The following is a 13,034-nucleotide window of genomic DNA, read 5'->3' on the forward strand; positions in this document are numbered from 1 at the left end:
AAATCTAGAGAAGCCGAAGTGCCGGCGGACCCGGCCTGGAGCGGAAATCTCATTGATGCATCGCAAGCCAACCGGATTGAAAGCGGGACCGCACCGCTTTGCAAGTCGATGCGTCCTGAACAATTCTCCGATGCAGGTCGTGGGCCTGACGTCGTCCGTCAGCGCCCTCTCTGAAGTCCGGACAGCGCGCCGGTCCAGGAGCTCATTGTCAGCCGCGTTGAACCGCCGCCAATGCTTGAGGCGTATCAATGTCGAAGAAGGCGCCGTGAGCATCGACTGAGACTTCCGCCACCGCCTCGGCGTGACGCGCGAGCAGATGGCACGCGCCGACGTCACCTTCGAGCGACATCAGTTCGCCGAAAAAGCGCCGCGACCACAAGACCGGATTGCCGCGCCTGCCGTCGCTGACAGGGACGGCTATTAGCATACCCCGATCCGGAGCAAACGCAGCGATCAGCCGATCGAGGAGTTGCGCATCGACCAGCGGCATGTCGCCGAGACAGATCAAGGCGCCGCCGGCTTCTTTAGGAACCGTGCTGATACCGGTTCTGACCGAGCCGGCGAGACCCGTAGAGAAATCCGGATTGTACACAAAGGTAACGTTGAGCCCCCGCAGTGCGCGCTCGACTTCCCTTGCTTCATGGCCGGTTACGACCGTAACGCTCGATGCTTTTGACGCCAGCACCTGCTCGGCCACGATACGGACCAGCGGCTTGCCGTTCAGCTCCGCCAAAAGCTTGTTGGGGCCGCCCATGCGGGTTGATCGCCCTGCGGCGAGGACCACCGCTGCAATATTGCTGTTGGTGTCGGTCGCAGGCGAGATACGCGGTTGCGGTCGCGTCACGATTTCCATCAGCAGGCCGCCGACTCCCATGCCGGTCAGGTCACGTCGCGCGACCTTCAATCCAGCGAGCAGCCGCATCAGTACCCAATCGAACCCGTTCTCAACGGGAGACCGCGCGCAACCCGGGGCACCCAGCACCGGCACACCACGCGCTTTTCCGATCAGAAGCAAGTTGCCCGGATCGACCGGCATACCAAAATGTTGGACCACGCCGCCCGCATCGGTGAGGGCGGCGGGAATGACATCGCGGCGATCCGCAATCGCGGATGCACCAAATACGATAACCAACTCGGCGCCGAGATCGAGTATCTCCGTGATCGCCGCCGACAGTACGGTTTGGTCATGCGTCACGCGACGATCGGCGATGATCGTCGCACCCGCTGGCGCGATACGCTCGGCGGTGACGCGCAATGTCTTGTCGATCACCTTCGGCGCAAGGCCAGGGAGCATGGTCGAGACAATGCCAACGCGCTTGATGCTGTAAGGCGCAACCCGCAACACACCACCGCCTGCCGCCGCAATCGCGGCATCGCGCAGCTTCGCTTCAACGCCGAACGGAATCAGCTTGACGGTGGCGATCATTTCGCCTTGGACTACCGGCTTGTAGGCCGAAAGCGTCGCAAAGGTGATCGCTTCGTCGACATTGTTGATCCGGTTGACGGCCACGCGATCGATCACCAGCACGCCGGCCCGCGACGCGAACAGATTAGCCCGGCCGGTAAACGCCCGTTCCACCGTGACACCATCGCCGGCAACCGCTTTTGCGACATCCGCCGCTGCCTCGTCCTCCGATACATCTCCATCATCGAGGCGAACGACGACAACTTCCTTCACACCCGCCCTGTTGAGCGCCTCGACCTCCACTGGCCCAATGATGGTGCCCTTCTTGAGTACAAACGTACCCTGCCGCAGGGTATGAACAGTGACGCCGCCAATGGCATCGTCCGGGGTAGCGGGACCAAATTTCATGCCGCGCTCGCTTTCGGCAGCCGTAGCTGCGCCGTGATTTCCGCCATGATGGCCACGGCGATCTCGGAGGGCGAAATCGCGCCTATCTCCAAGCCGATCGGCGCATGGATGCGCTCGATGTCGGCATTAGAAATGTTTTGTGCTTTCAGGCGGAGGGCACGCTGAACGTGGGTCTTCCGCGAGCCCAATGCCCCGATGTAGAAGCAATCGCACTTCAGCCCGTGCAATAACGCAGGATCGTCGATCTTCGGATCGTGAGTGACAGCAACGAAGGCTGTATAATGATCCATGTTGAGCGGCGGCAGTGCAACGTCTGGCCATTCGGCGATCAGCGTCACGTCCGGAAACCGCTCAGGACTTGCAAATGCGGAGCGCGGATCGACCACGGTGACATCATAGCCGAGCGAACGCGCCAGCGGCGCCAGCGCCTGACTGATGTGAACCGCGCCGACGATCACAAGCTTGGCGGTCGGCGCATAGACGTTCAGGAACAGCTTCCGGCCCGCGACTTCAATGGTGCCGCTCTTGCCCATACGCAGATGTCGTTCCAATTCGATATGCAAAGGATCGCTGGCAATGTCAGCGGCGTTTATAAGGCGCTGCTCGCCATTATCGATATCGGTCACCACGATCACCGGCCTCCGCGCGGCCCGCTCGATATTGATCGCTGAAAGTGTGGCAAGCTTCACGACAAACGCCTGAGACCGAGATCGTAAACATCCACAGCCCCCCGTTCGAACTCGGAAAACAGGGGTACTCTCGCACTACAAGACTAGTGGAGTGGATTTGACATTTGGTGCCCACCTCAAGCGAGCCCACGAACCAAATGTTAGAATCGGACCACTAGTGCCCTTTCGATCGAAGTCCCCGGATGGGCCTCCCATCATATCCCATCATAACGGAAGAAACTTTACACCAATGACACTAAACGACTTTCTCAACAAAGATGCGGATCCTGCCCCCGCATGAGAGGCCGACAGTCCACGCGGTCTCATCCGCGACACCAAACTCCAGCATCCTGGGCGCCCCACTAGAGATCACGTCCAGCGCCTCGGTCACTACGGTGCCTTCGACGCAGCCGCCCGAGACCGAGCCCAGAAACGTGCCGTCTTCGTTGATGACGAGACTCGAACCGGCTGGACGCGGTGCAGAGCCCCAGGTTTCAACGACCGTTGCCAGCGCGACGCCCTTGCCCGCTCTCCTCCAGTTTTCCGCCGCCCTCAGAATGTCTTCATCGCGATCCAGCATGATGCCACTCGTTCAAGCTGCGGGACGGAGGGACCACGGCCGTTGGTCTCGGCGCCCGGGAAAGCGCAGCAACTAGCCCCTCGATAGATGACAAACTATGCACCGGACGAAATTCGTCAACGTGCGGCAGCATCATCTTAATTCCTTGCGCCTTGGGCTCAAAGCCGTCATAGCGCAATAGCGGGTTGAGCCAGATCAACCGACGGCAGGATCGGTGCAGCCGATCCATCTCGAACGCTAGTTTGGAGTCGGCTTCCCGCTCCAGCCCATCGGTGATCAGCAGTACAATGGCGCCCTGCGCCAGCACGCGCCGGCCCCACAGCTTGTTGAAGTTGTGCAGCGAGGTCGCGATCCGCGTTCCCCCCGCCCAATCCTCCACCACCGAGGAACAAGCGGCCAGCGCCTCGTCGGGATCGCGCGCACGCAAAGCGCGCGTCACATTAGTCAACCGCGTTCCGAACAGAAAGACCGAAACGCGCTTACGCTCATTTGTGAGACTATGGAGAAAATGCAAAAATAGTCGCGTATATTCGCTCATCGAGCCTGAGATATCGAGCAGGGCTACGATCGGCGCCGACTTGCCGGCCCTGCCGAGGCGATGAATATCGACGATCTCGCCCCCGGTGCGTAGGCCGCCGCGCAGCGTGCGGCGCAGATCCAGCGACGATCCTCGTGAATCGGGCCGGGTGCGTCGCGTGCGCAGCTTGGCTTGCGGCAGTTCCATCTTCGCGATCAGCTGCATCACTTCGGCCATCTCGGCTGCGCTCATCTGGGCGAAATCCTTCCTTTGCAGCACCTCGCGGTCGGAGACAGAAGGCCGGATCTCATGCTCCCGCGGCATCTCGCGCTCACCCGTGATCGCAGGCTGCGACAATGCCTCGAGAACGCGCCGAGACGCAGACGGCGGCGGTTTCCTGGCCTGGTCTGGCAGCGGGACCGAGTCCAGCATGTTGTTCCGTTGCTCCGCGATACGAAAAAAAAGCTCGAAGGCTTGGGCGAATATCAGCGCATGTTCGTGGCGAGTCAGCAAAACCGCCTGAAGCGTACTGAAAACGTCCGCGCGATTGCCGATGTCGATCAAGCGCAATGCGTTCAGCGCGTCGATGACGGCGGCCGAACCCACGGGAAGACCGGAGGCGCGCAGCGTGCGGGCGAAGCCGATAACGTTGTCCGCAATACGGCCGGTCGGCGAATCGAGATGATGGATGGCCATGCGAATCCCGCTTTTATTGGTTGCTGGCTGCTTCCTTCAATAGGTTTTGCAAAGCGTCGCCCTGCATCCGGCCGATATCATCCTGATATTTCAAGAGCGCGCCGATGGTATCGCCGACGACCTGCGGCGTCAGCAAACGGGTATCGAGCTCGGTCAGCGCCGTCGCCCAGTCGATGGTCTCGGCGACGCCCGGATTCTTGTAGAAATCCCGGTTGCGCAGCGCCTGCACAAAGCCGACGACCTGTTGCGACAATGCGGCGGAGATACCTGCTACCCGTGATCGGACGATCGCAAGTTCGCGCTCGGCGGAAGGGTAGTCCACCCAGTGATAGAGACAGCGGCGCTTCAACGCATCATGAACTTCACGCGTCCTGTTCGAAGTCACGATAACGATCGGCGGTGTCACCGCCTTGACGGTGCCGGATTCGGGGATCGTCACTTGGAAATCACTGAGGATTTCCAGAAGAAAGGCTTCGAAAGCTTCGTCGGCGCGATCGAGTTCGTCAATCAGGAGTACCGGCGGGCCGCCGACATCCGGCTCCAGGGCCTGGAGCAACGGCCGCTTGATCAAGTATCTCTCGGCAAAGATGTCGCTGGAAAGCTGCTCGCGATCGGTATCACCCGCCGCTTCGGCCAGCCGAATCGCAATCATCTGAGCGTGGCTGTTCCACTCATAGACGGCGGAGGCAACATCCAATCCTTCGTAACATTGCAGTCGAATCAATCTGCGGCCCAGTGCAGCCGATAGCACTTTCGCGATCTCGGTCTTGCCGACGCCTGCCTCGCCTTCGACAAACAGCGGCCGCGCCATGCGTAGCGAAAGAAACACGACAGTCGCCAGGGAACGCTCGGCGAAATAGCCATGCTTCGCCAGCAGAGCGAGCGTTGCATCGACGGAAGATGGCAGTACCGCCGTCATGATATCTGGCCCAGCGCGGCGAGCATCCGCATGTCATGCCTTACCGTTCGCGCCATTGACTGCTCGCCGCGCAAGCACACCGATCAGATGCGCGCGATATTCCGCGCTGCCGTGCAAGTCGCTGTTGAGGCCGTCGGGGGAAACGCACAGCCCCTCGAGCGATTTCGTTGTGAAGCTTTTTTTCAGAGCTTCTTCGAACGCCGCCAAGCGGAACACGCCGTCGGCCCCGGCGCCCGTAACGGCGACACGCACATCCGGCGGCCGCTCGGCAACGAACACGCCCACCAAAGCGTAGCGGGAGGCCTGATTGCGAAATTTCTGATAGGCTGCCTTCTTCGGCAGCGGAAACATCACCTGGGTGATGATCTCATCCGCGTCCAGCGCGGTGGAGAACATTCCCTGGAAATAGTCATCTGATTTCAGACGGCGCTTATTAGTGACGATGGTGGCGCCGAGCGCCAGACAGGCTGCTGGATAATCCGCGGTGGGATCGTTGTTGGCCAGCGAGCCCCCGATAGTACCCTTGTGACGCACAGCGGGATCGCCGATCATCCCGGCGAGTTCGGCGAGCGCCGGGATAGCCTCGCCCACGATCGGCGAGTCGGCAACATCGGCGTGCTTCGCGGTCGCACCTATCACCAGCAGGCCCTCCCTCATCTCGATGCTATCAAGACCTTCGATATGCGTAAGATCGATCAGATGTGCGGGGCTTGCGAGCCGCTGCTTCATGACCGGCACCAGCGTGTGGCCGCCCGCGATCAACATGGCGTCCTCGCTCTCAGCCAGGAGGTTGACAGCCTGTTGCAAGGTCGCCGGTCGATGATACTTGAATTCGTACATCGCTCAGGTTCTCTGGTCTCGTCTTGCGGCGTGTAACTCCAAGCTCATGCGAGATCCGATTTGGCCATCGCCATCGCGCCGGCCGCAATCGATGTGACGATATTCTGATAGCCGGTGCAGCGGCAGAGGTTACCCTCCAGTTCCTCGCGAATGGTACGATCGTCAAGATCGTAACCCTTGCGGCGGACCATATCGATCGCGGTCATAATCATGCCCGGTGTGCAGAAGCCGCATTGCAAGCCGTGATGCTCGCGGAACGCCTCCTGCATCGGATGCAGCGAGGCCCCGTCAGCTGTGAGACCTTCGATGGTCTTGATCTCGTGCCCATCGGCCATCACCGCCAGCGTAGTGCATGACTTCACCGCTTTCCCATCGAGATGCACAATGCAAGCGCCACACTGCGAGGTATCGCATCCGACATGGGTGCCGGTGAGGTGCAGGTTCTCGCGCAGGAACTGCACCAGCAGCGTGCGGGGATCGATATCGGTAGTGGCCGGCCTGCCGTTCACGATCAGCGAAATCTTGGCCATTTGACACTCTCTACGGTCGCACGTCGGAAGGTCGCTCTTTACAATACACGATATGAGCGATGCCGATAATGGGTTCATACACGGCAACGCCGGTCACGCCGAAGCGGGTCTTTAGATAGGCTCTGAACCGCCTTTATCCCTGAACGACTTCGGCGAAGTTCGCGAAAAATTGGTCGGCCAGCTTTTTGGCCGTACCGCCGATCAACCGCTGACCCAGTTGCGCCAGCTTGCCGCCAGTTTGCGCCGCGGCTTCGTATTTCAGAAGTGTGCCGCCATTGTGATCGACCAGCACCACGGTTGCTTCACCCTTTGCAAATCCGGCGACGCCGCCTTCCCCCTCCCCTGCAATCTTGTATCCGTTCGGCGGGTCGAGATCGCTAAGAGTCACCTTGCCCTTGAAGCGGGCGGATACCGGACCGATTTTCATCCTGGCGACAGCATGGAATTGGTTCGCGTCGGTCTTGATCAAGTCCTCGCAACCGGGAATGCAGGCTTTCAAGACCTCGGGATCGTTGAGCTTGGCCCACACGCGATCGCGAGAGGCTGCGAGCTCGACTTCGCCGCTCATTGTCATCGCCATGAGCTTGCCTCCTTGATCGGCGGCCACACTGTTCGAAAGCGCTCACCCCTGACGTAGAGTACGACGGCCGCAAAAGAAAGAGGACAGCGGTGGAGAGCTCACGCATAAGCGTGGCGATTTTCGATGGTGAAACCGATCGCTCCCGACTAAAACGCTTGAGTCTGGCAGGAGAAACGACAATGCCCATGATCGATGCCGACGGCTGCCTGCTGAATGTTTCCGTCGACGGGCGCGACAGCGGCCCGACGCTGATGCTGTCGAACGCACTCGGCTGCACGCTGCAGATGTGGGAGCCGCAGATGGCGACGCTGTCGAAGCTGTTCCGAATCGTCCGCTATGACCGGCGCGGCCACGGCAAGTCCGGTGCGCCACCCGGCCCCTATTCGATGGAGCGCTTTGGCCGGGATGTGCTGGCAATTCTGGACGACCTCAACATCGCAAGAGCGCACTGGTGCGGATTATCCATGGGCGGCATGGTCGGCCAATGGCTCGGAGCAAATGCGCCGGAGCGGTTCGACCGGATCATTCTCGCCAATACGAATTGCTACTATCCCGATCCGACCAATTGGCACGCCCGCATCAAGGCAGTGAAGGATGGCGGTCTCGCTGCAATCGCCGACACCGTAATCAGCGGCTGGCTGACCGCAAGCTTTCGCGAACGCGAACCTCAGGTCACGGCGAAGATTAAAGCCATGCTGAGCGCCTCTCCGGTGGAGGGTTACATCGCCTGCTGTCAGGCGTTGAGTACCCTGGATCAGCGCGCGTTGCTGCCGCGCATCAAAAGCCCTACGCTCGTCATCGCCGGACGGCACGACCTGTCGACGCCTGTCGCGGCCGGTGAATACATCCGCAGCCAGATTCCTTCCGCCAACATGACCATCCTTGACGCCGCACATATCTCTAACGTCGAACAATCACACGCTTTCACAGAGGCAGTGGCCGGCTTCCTGATGCAGCAGTAGTCAAATGAACGCCCTGCAACCGATCACGCGGTCAAGGAAACCAGCACGATCGTTCAGGAACTGGCATTGGTCGAAGGATAGACTTCCGGTTGCGAAGGCCATCGTCTCACCGGCGGCGGATCGCGCTGGAACGGCGGCTCGGCCGCCATCAGGATGGCACCGCCAAGTAGCAATAGCAGTTCGGTCGCATGCAGGCGCACCGCGGCCATTTCGCCTACTCGTGACGCCATCACCATGCTGGCGAAGGCGATGAGGCTGCCGATGCCGAGCGCGAGCGCTAGTACCTCATCGAAGCTGCCTGACTTCCGGACCGAAGCGCGCGTGGTCATCACCAGGAACACCGCGAAGAACGCCACGACGGTCATCTTGCCGAGCGCCAGGAGCCAGGCCAAACGCACAAGGTCCATCGCCGCGAAATGGAGGTGGTCGCTGAGAAACAACGCAACCGACACATTGGCCAGGTCGTAAAGTCCGTGCACCGGCGACGCCACGATCTTGAAAGCGACGAAGGTCCAGGCAGGAACGAAATAGAGCGCCAGCAACGCTCCGTTGACGGTGCTGATGCGCCAGGAATTGGTCATGCGCCATCCCGCTAATCGCGTGGCCGCCGCGTCGGGAACCAGCGCGGCCTTGACGGTGATTAACGTCGGGTAAACCGAGCGGCGCAACGGAAACCCTTTGTTTACCTTAACAGTCCCGCCAGCCCTGTGGACAACGCCGACGCGAACGGAGGCACAATCCGGCCGCATCGATTGGATTTCGGGAGACTGGGAACTCTGATTTGACGGCTTTCCAGCCGGCTTGCCCGCCAAATTGCCGTTAGACTGGCCTTTTTAACGCCCACCCGCGCGACGAGCTGCTTCCGCTGAGCAAACGACGCCGAAGAAATACACAGCCGCCGGTCCCGCTGAAATTGCCGCGGTTGCCGCCCTCGATTCCCACTGTTAGACATTGATTCAAGACGCGCCGGTCCGGCTGCCGGAGCCTAGCATCGCGTCTGATATAGTCGCATTCGGATACGCAGATCACGGCAGCGCATGGACTATTTTGCCCAGCAACTCATCAATGGCGTCGTACTCGGCTCGATCTATGGGCTGATCGCGATCGGCTATACGATGGTTTACGGCATCGTCGGCATGATCAATTTCGCTCACGGCGACATCTTCATGATCGGCGGCTTCATCGCGATGATCACCTTCCTCATCCTGATATCGTTGGGCCTCTCCGCCGTGCCGCTGATCCTGCTCGTTATGCTCCTCGTTTCAATGGCCGTTACTGCCGTGTACGGCTGGGTTGTCGAGCGCCTTGCCTATAGGCCCCTGCGTCAATCGTTTCGACTCGCGCCGCTCTTGTCGGCGATCGGCATGTCGTTCGTGCTCTTCAATTTTTCTCAGGTTTCGCAAGGCGCGCAGGCTAAGCCCATTCCGCCGCTCATCACCGGCGGCTACACGCTTCACGATTCCGGAAATTTCGCAGTCCAACTATCCAATGTCCAGATCGTGGTGGTGGTTACCACCATCGTTCTGCTCGCGATCTTCAGTTTCATTGTGTCGCGCACGCGCTTCGGCCGCGATATGCGCGCGTGCGAACAGGATCAGACCATGGCGGCGCTGCTCGGCGTGAACGTCGATCGCACCATCTCAATGACCTTCGTGATCGGGGCGGCGCTCGCTGCCGTCGCCGGCATGATGTACTTGTTGTATTATGGTCTGGTTGATTTCTTCATGGGCTTCGTCGCCGGCATCAAGGCATTTACCGCCGCGGTTCTTGGCGGCATAGGTTCGCTGCCTGGCGCGATGCTCGGCGGTCTCGCGATCGGATTGATCGAGACCTTTTGGTCAGCTTACTTTTCGATCGAGTACAAGGATGTCGCCGCCTTCTCGATCCTGATCGTCGTCCTGATTTTCAGGCCGACCGGCCTGCTTGGCCGTCCCGAAGTCGAAAAAGTCTGACGGCCCGGACGTGTCAGCGCCCGCTCTGAGCCAACAAACCGCGGCGCGCGATCGTGGTGTCGTCTTCATCATGAAGAAAGCGGTCGTGAGCGCGGTCCTGGCGCTGGTGCTGTTCTCGCTCATGATCGGCATTCGTACAGAATCCGGCTCCTCGGGACAGTTGACCTACTGGACCCGGTTCGGCGAACTCGCGGCCACAGTCGGCGCGGTGTTCGTCGGCAGCATCATTGTCGAAACGCTAAAGCGCTGGATCGGACCCGTCGGAAGTGTCGAACTGCCAGCAACCGTGCGTCGTACGTTCTCGATGCTGGGTCGCCTGCTGACGCCGGCACTTCTGATTTTCGCTCTGCTGGTGCCGGTCATCTTCTACAATCAGCGTTACCTGCTCGACCTTGGGATCCTCGTACTGACCTATGTGATGCTGGGCTGGGGTCTCAACATCGTGGTCGGTCTCGCCGGGCTGCTCGATCTCGGCTACGTCGCGTTCTATGCGGTCGGCGCGTACTCCTATGCGCTGCTGGCGCAAAGCGGCTTGCCGTTTCCGCATTTCATGGAAACCTATCCCTACGTCGCGATCGACTTCCTGCAACTCGGGCCGTGGGCATTCTGGGTGCTGTTGCCGGTCTCCGGTCTGCTCGCCGCGTTCTGGGGCGTGTTGCTCGGCTTCCCGGTGTTGCGACTTCGCGGCGATTATCTCGCGATCGTCACGCTGGCGTTCGGCGAGATCATCCGGATGGTCATTCTCAACTGGCAGGAACTCACCGGCGGACCGAACGGGATCAGCGGCATCCCGCGCCCCTCCGTGTTCGGCATTCCCCTAACGCCGGGCGAAGATGGTTTCGCGGCGCTGATCGGCGTGCCGTTCTCGCCAACGCATCGTCTGGTTTTCCTGTTCTATCTTATCCTGGCGCTGGCACTACTTACGAACTGGGTCACCATCCGCCTGCGACGGCTACCTATCGGTCGTGCCTGGGAAGCGATGCGCGAGGATGAAATCGCCTGTCGGGCGCTCGGCATCAACATCACCACGACGAAACTCTCGGCCTTCGCCATAGGCGCGATGTTCGGCGGCTTTGCGGGCGCGTTCTTCGCAACCCGCCAGGGCTTCATCAGTCCTGAATCCTTCACCTTTCAGGAATCGGCACTGGTTCTCGCCATCGTCGTGCTCGGAGGTATGGGCTCGCAACTCGGCGTGGCGCTCGCCGCGATCGCAATGATCGGGGGATTTGAGTTGTTTCGCGGCCTTGACCAGTTTCGCATGCTGGTGTTCGGCGGAGTCATGGTGCTGTTGATGGTCTGGCGGCCGCGAGGTCTGGTCAGCCATCGCGCTCCAACCGTGTTCCTGCAAAAACGGACAGAGATATCGTCGTCGCTGGTGAAGGAAGGTCAGGGATGACGACGCCTGTTCCCATCCTCGCCGTCGATGGACTGATGATGCGCTTCGGAGGTATCCTTGCCATCAACGAACTGTCGTTCGCCGCGCAGCGCGGCCACATCACTGCGCTGATCGGGCCGAACGGCGCTGGCAAGACCACGGTATTCAACTGCGTCACCGGATTCTATCGGCCCTCGCGAGGCACCATGCGCCTGGTGCACGACGACGGCGCAACCTTCCGGCTCGATCGCCTGCACGACTTTCGCATCTGCAAATATGCCAAGGTAACGCGCACCTTCCAGAACATCCGCTTGTTTCCCGGCATGACGGCGCTGGAAAACCTGATGGTCGCGCAGCACAATGCCTTGATGCGGGCGTCCGGCTTCGGCCTGCTTGGCCTGATCGGCGCTCCGTCGTTCCGGTCCGCGGAGAAGCAGGCGATCGACTCAGCTCGCGACTGGCTCGACCGCATTGGCCTGCTGCAACGCGCCGATGACGCCGCGGGCAATCTGCCCTATGGCGACCAGCGCCGTCTGGAGATCGCGCGCGCAATGTGCACGCATCCCGCGCTGCTCTGCCTTGATGAGCCGGCCGCGGGGCTCAATGCCAACGAGAGTGCCAGTTTGAGCGAGCTCTTGCTGTCGATCCGCAGGGACTTCGGTACTTCGATCCTTTTGATCGAACATGACATGAGCGTGGTGATGGAAATCTCCGACCACATCGTTGTGCTCGACCACGGCGTCAAGATCGCCGACGGCACGCCACGCGCGGTGCGCGACGATCCGAAGGTTGTCGCGGCCTATCTCGGCGCCGACGAGGATACGGCTACCGCGGTCATGGAGGGCGGCGTATGAGCGCCGACTCGACGCCCCTGCTCGCCATTCAAGGGCTTCACGCCGCCTATGGCAAGATCGAAGCACTGAAGGGCATCGATCTCGACATCAAGGCCGGCGAGATCGTCGCGTTGATCGGCGCCAACGGCGCAGGAAAATCGACTTTGATGATGACCATCTTCGGTCGCCCCCGCGCCCGCGCCGGCCAGATCCTGTTCGATGGCCAGGACATCAGCTCCATGCCGACGCACGAGGTGGCCCGGTTGCGCATCGCGCAATCCCCGGAGGGACGGCGCATTTTTCCGCGCATGACAGTCGCGGAGAACCTGCAGATGGGCGCGGACGCCACGCCCGGCAGCAAGGCTGAGCGAGCTGTCAGCCAGGAGCGCGTGCTTAGGTTGTTCCCGCGCTTGCAGGAGCGTATGTCGCAGCGGGGCGGCACGCTGTCCGGCGGAGAGCAACAAATGCTGGCAATCGGCCGCGCGCTGATGAGCCGACCTCGCCTGTTGTTGCTGGACGAGCCCTCACTTGGTCTTGCGCCGCTGATCACCCGGCAGATTTTCAGCGCTATCCATACGCTGAACCGCGAGGACCATCTCACAGTACTGATCGTCGAACAGAACGCCAATCACGCCCTTCGCCTCGCCCATCGCGGCTATGTGATGGTCAACGGGTTGATCACGATGAGCGGCGCCGGCATGGAATTGCTGCAACGACCGGAAATACGCGCGGCCTATCTCGAAGGCGGCCGCCACGCCTGAGGTGAGCG

Annotated in this window: 14 protein-coding genes; 5 read left to right on the plus strand and 9 right to left on the minus strand. The window is 60.8% G+C overall.

What is annotated here, in order from left to right:
- Positions 1-208 precede the first annotated feature (208 nt).
- The 8 genes from B2M20_RS11795 to B2M20_RS11830 form a co-directional block, all read right to left on the minus strand.
- Positions 209-1,813 (minus strand): NTP transferase domain-containing protein, encoded by a 1,605-nt coding sequence (locus tag B2M20_RS11795; RefSeq protein WP_079447242.1) that lies wholly within the window; start codon positions 1,811-1,813, stop codon positions 209-211.
- Positions 1,810-2,502 (minus strand): XdhC family protein, encoded by a 693-nt coding sequence (locus tag B2M20_RS11800; RefSeq protein WP_079447243.1) that lies wholly within the window; start codon positions 2,500-2,502, stop codon positions 1,810-1,812. Before B2M20_RS11800 ends, B2M20_RS11795 begins: the two co-directional genes overlap by 4 nt.
- Before the next feature lie 235 nt (positions 2,503-2,737).
- The gene (locus tag B2M20_RS11805; protein ID WP_079447244.1) at positions 2,738-3,061 is read right to left on the minus strand and encodes an XdhC family protein; all 324 of its coding nucleotides are present in this window, start codon (positions 3,059-3,061) and stop codon (positions 2,738-2,740) included.
- Positions 3,045-4,274, minus strand: coding sequence for a vWA domain-containing protein (locus tag B2M20_RS11810; RefSeq protein ID WP_079447245.1), 1,230 nt, complete (start codon positions 4,272-4,274; stop codon positions 3,045-3,047). Before B2M20_RS11810 ends, B2M20_RS11805 begins: the two co-directional genes overlap by 17 nt.
- Before the next feature lie 13 nt (positions 4,275-4,287).
- A complete protein-coding gene (locus B2M20_RS11815) occupies positions 4,288-5,193 on the minus strand; it encodes an AAA family ATPase (RefSeq protein WP_079447246.1) in 906 nt (301 codons plus the stop codon).
- A gap of 33 nt (positions 5,194-5,226) precedes the next feature.
- Positions 5,227-6,033 carry an FAD binding domain-containing protein gene (locus tag B2M20_RS11820; protein WP_079447247.1) on the minus strand — a complete coding sequence of 269 codons (807 nt, stop codon included), beginning with the start codon at positions 6,031-6,033 and terminating at the stop codon, positions 5,227-5,229.
- Positions 6,034-6,077: 44 nt separating this feature from the next.
- A complete protein-coding gene (locus B2M20_RS11825; RefSeq protein ID WP_079447248.1) occupies positions 6,078-6,563 on the minus strand; it encodes a (2Fe-2S)-binding protein in 486 nt (161 codons plus the stop codon).
- A 133-nt stretch (positions 6,564-6,696) separates the two neighbouring features.
- A complete protein-coding gene (locus B2M20_RS11830; protein WP_079447339.1) occupies positions 6,697-7,143 on the minus strand; it encodes an SRPBCC family protein in 447 nt (148 codons plus the stop codon).
- 179 nt (positions 7,144-7,322) lie between these two features.
- On the opposite strand from B2M20_RS11830, the gene pcaD reads away from it, so the two are divergent.
- Positions 7,323-8,105: a 3-oxoadipate enol-lactonase gene (gene pcaD / locus B2M20_RS11835; RefSeq protein WP_079447249.1), complete on the plus strand. Its 783-nt coding sequence runs from the start codon at positions 7,323-7,325 to the stop codon at positions 8,103-8,105.
- Between the two features lie 53 nt (positions 8,106-8,158).
- On the opposite strand, the gene B2M20_RS11840 is transcribed toward pcaD, so the two are convergent.
- The gene (locus B2M20_RS11840) at positions 8,159-8,686 is read right to left on the minus strand and encodes a hypothetical protein (RefSeq protein ID WP_087881175.1); all 528 of its coding nucleotides are present in this window, start codon (positions 8,684-8,686) and stop codon (positions 8,159-8,161) included.
- A gap of 456 nt (positions 8,687-9,142) precedes the next feature.
- Here B2M20_RS11840 and B2M20_RS11845 point away from each other — a divergent pair, with 456 nt between their 5' ends.
- The 4 genes from B2M20_RS11845 to B2M20_RS11860 all read left to right on the plus strand — a co-directional run bounded on the left by B2M20_RS11845 (position 9,143) and on the right by B2M20_RS11860 (position 13,026).
- Positions 9,143-10,057 carry an ABC transporter permease subunit gene (locus B2M20_RS11845; RefSeq protein ID WP_079447250.1) on the plus strand — a complete coding sequence of 305 codons (915 nt, stop codon included), beginning with the start codon at positions 9,143-9,145 and terminating at the stop codon, positions 10,055-10,057.
- A gap of 70 nt (positions 10,058-10,127) precedes the next feature.
- A complete protein-coding gene (gene livM / locus B2M20_RS11850; protein WP_173815991.1) occupies positions 10,128-11,453 on the plus strand; it encodes a high-affinity branched-chain amino acid ABC transporter permease LivM in 1,326 nt (441 codons plus the stop codon).
- A complete protein-coding gene (locus tag B2M20_RS11855; RefSeq protein WP_079447251.1) occupies positions 11,450-12,286 on the plus strand; it encodes an ABC transporter ATP-binding protein in 837 nt (278 codons plus the stop codon). The genes livM and B2M20_RS11855 overlap by 4 nt, the downstream gene beginning before the upstream one ends.
- Positions 12,283-13,026, plus strand: coding sequence for an ABC transporter ATP-binding protein (locus tag B2M20_RS11860; protein ID WP_079447252.1), 744 nt, complete (start codon positions 12,283-12,285; stop codon positions 13,024-13,026). The genes B2M20_RS11855 and B2M20_RS11860 overlap by 4 nt, the downstream gene beginning before the upstream one ends.
- Positions 13,027-13,034: the final 8 nt, after the last annotated feature.

Source organism: Nitrobacter vulgaris (assembly GCF_002028545.1).
Lineage (GTDB): Bacteria > Pseudomonadota > Alphaproteobacteria > Rhizobiales > Xanthobacteraceae > Nitrobacter > Nitrobacter vulgaris.

Coding starts and splice junctions, on each gene's coding strand:
- B2M20_RS11855 (WP_079447251.1), top strand. CDS start 11,450: ATGACGACGCCTGTTCCCATCCTCGCCGTCGATGGACTGATGATGCGC.
- B2M20_RS11810 (WP_079447245.1), bottom strand. CDS start 4,274: ATGGCCATCCATCATCTCGATTCGCCGACCGGCCGTATTGCGGACAAC.
- B2M20_RS11825 (WP_079447248.1), bottom strand. CDS start 6,563: ATGGCCAAGATTTCGCTGATCGTGAACGGCAGGCCGGCCACTACCGAT.
- B2M20_RS11815 (WP_079447246.1), bottom strand. CDS start 5,193: ATGACGGCGGTACTGCCATCTTCCGTCGATGCAACGCTCGCTCTGCTG.
- B2M20_RS11830 (WP_079447339.1), bottom strand. CDS start 7,143: ATGGCGATGACAATGAGCGGCGAAGTCGAGCTCGCAGCCTCTCGCGAT.
- B2M20_RS11795 (WP_079447242.1), bottom strand. CDS start 1,813: ATGAAATTTGGTCCCGCTACCCCGGACGATGCCATTGGCGGCGTCACT.
- B2M20_RS11820 (WP_079447247.1), bottom strand. CDS start 6,033: ATGTACGAATTCAAGTATCATCGACCGGCGACCTTGCAACAGGCTGTC.
- B2M20_RS11840 (WP_087881175.1), bottom strand. CDS start 8,686: ATGACCAATTCCTGGCGCATCAGCACCGTCAACGGAGCGTTGCTGGCG.
- B2M20_RS11860 (WP_079447252.1), top strand. CDS start 12,283: ATGAGCGCCGACTCGACGCCCCTGCTCGCCATTCAAGGGCTTCACGCC.
- livM (WP_173815991.1), top strand. CDS start 10,128: ATGAAGAAAGCGGTCGTGAGCGCGGTCCTGGCGCTGGTGCTGTTCTCG.
- B2M20_RS11805 (WP_079447244.1), bottom strand. CDS start 3,061: ATGCTGGATCGCGATGAAGACATTCTGAGGGCGGCGGAAAACTGGAGG.
- pcaD (WP_079447249.1), top strand. CDS start 7,323: ATGCCCATGATCGATGCCGACGGCTGCCTGCTGAATGTTTCCGTCGAC.
- B2M20_RS11845 (WP_079447250.1), top strand. CDS start 9,143: ATGGACTATTTTGCCCAGCAACTCATCAATGGCGTCGTACTCGGCTCG.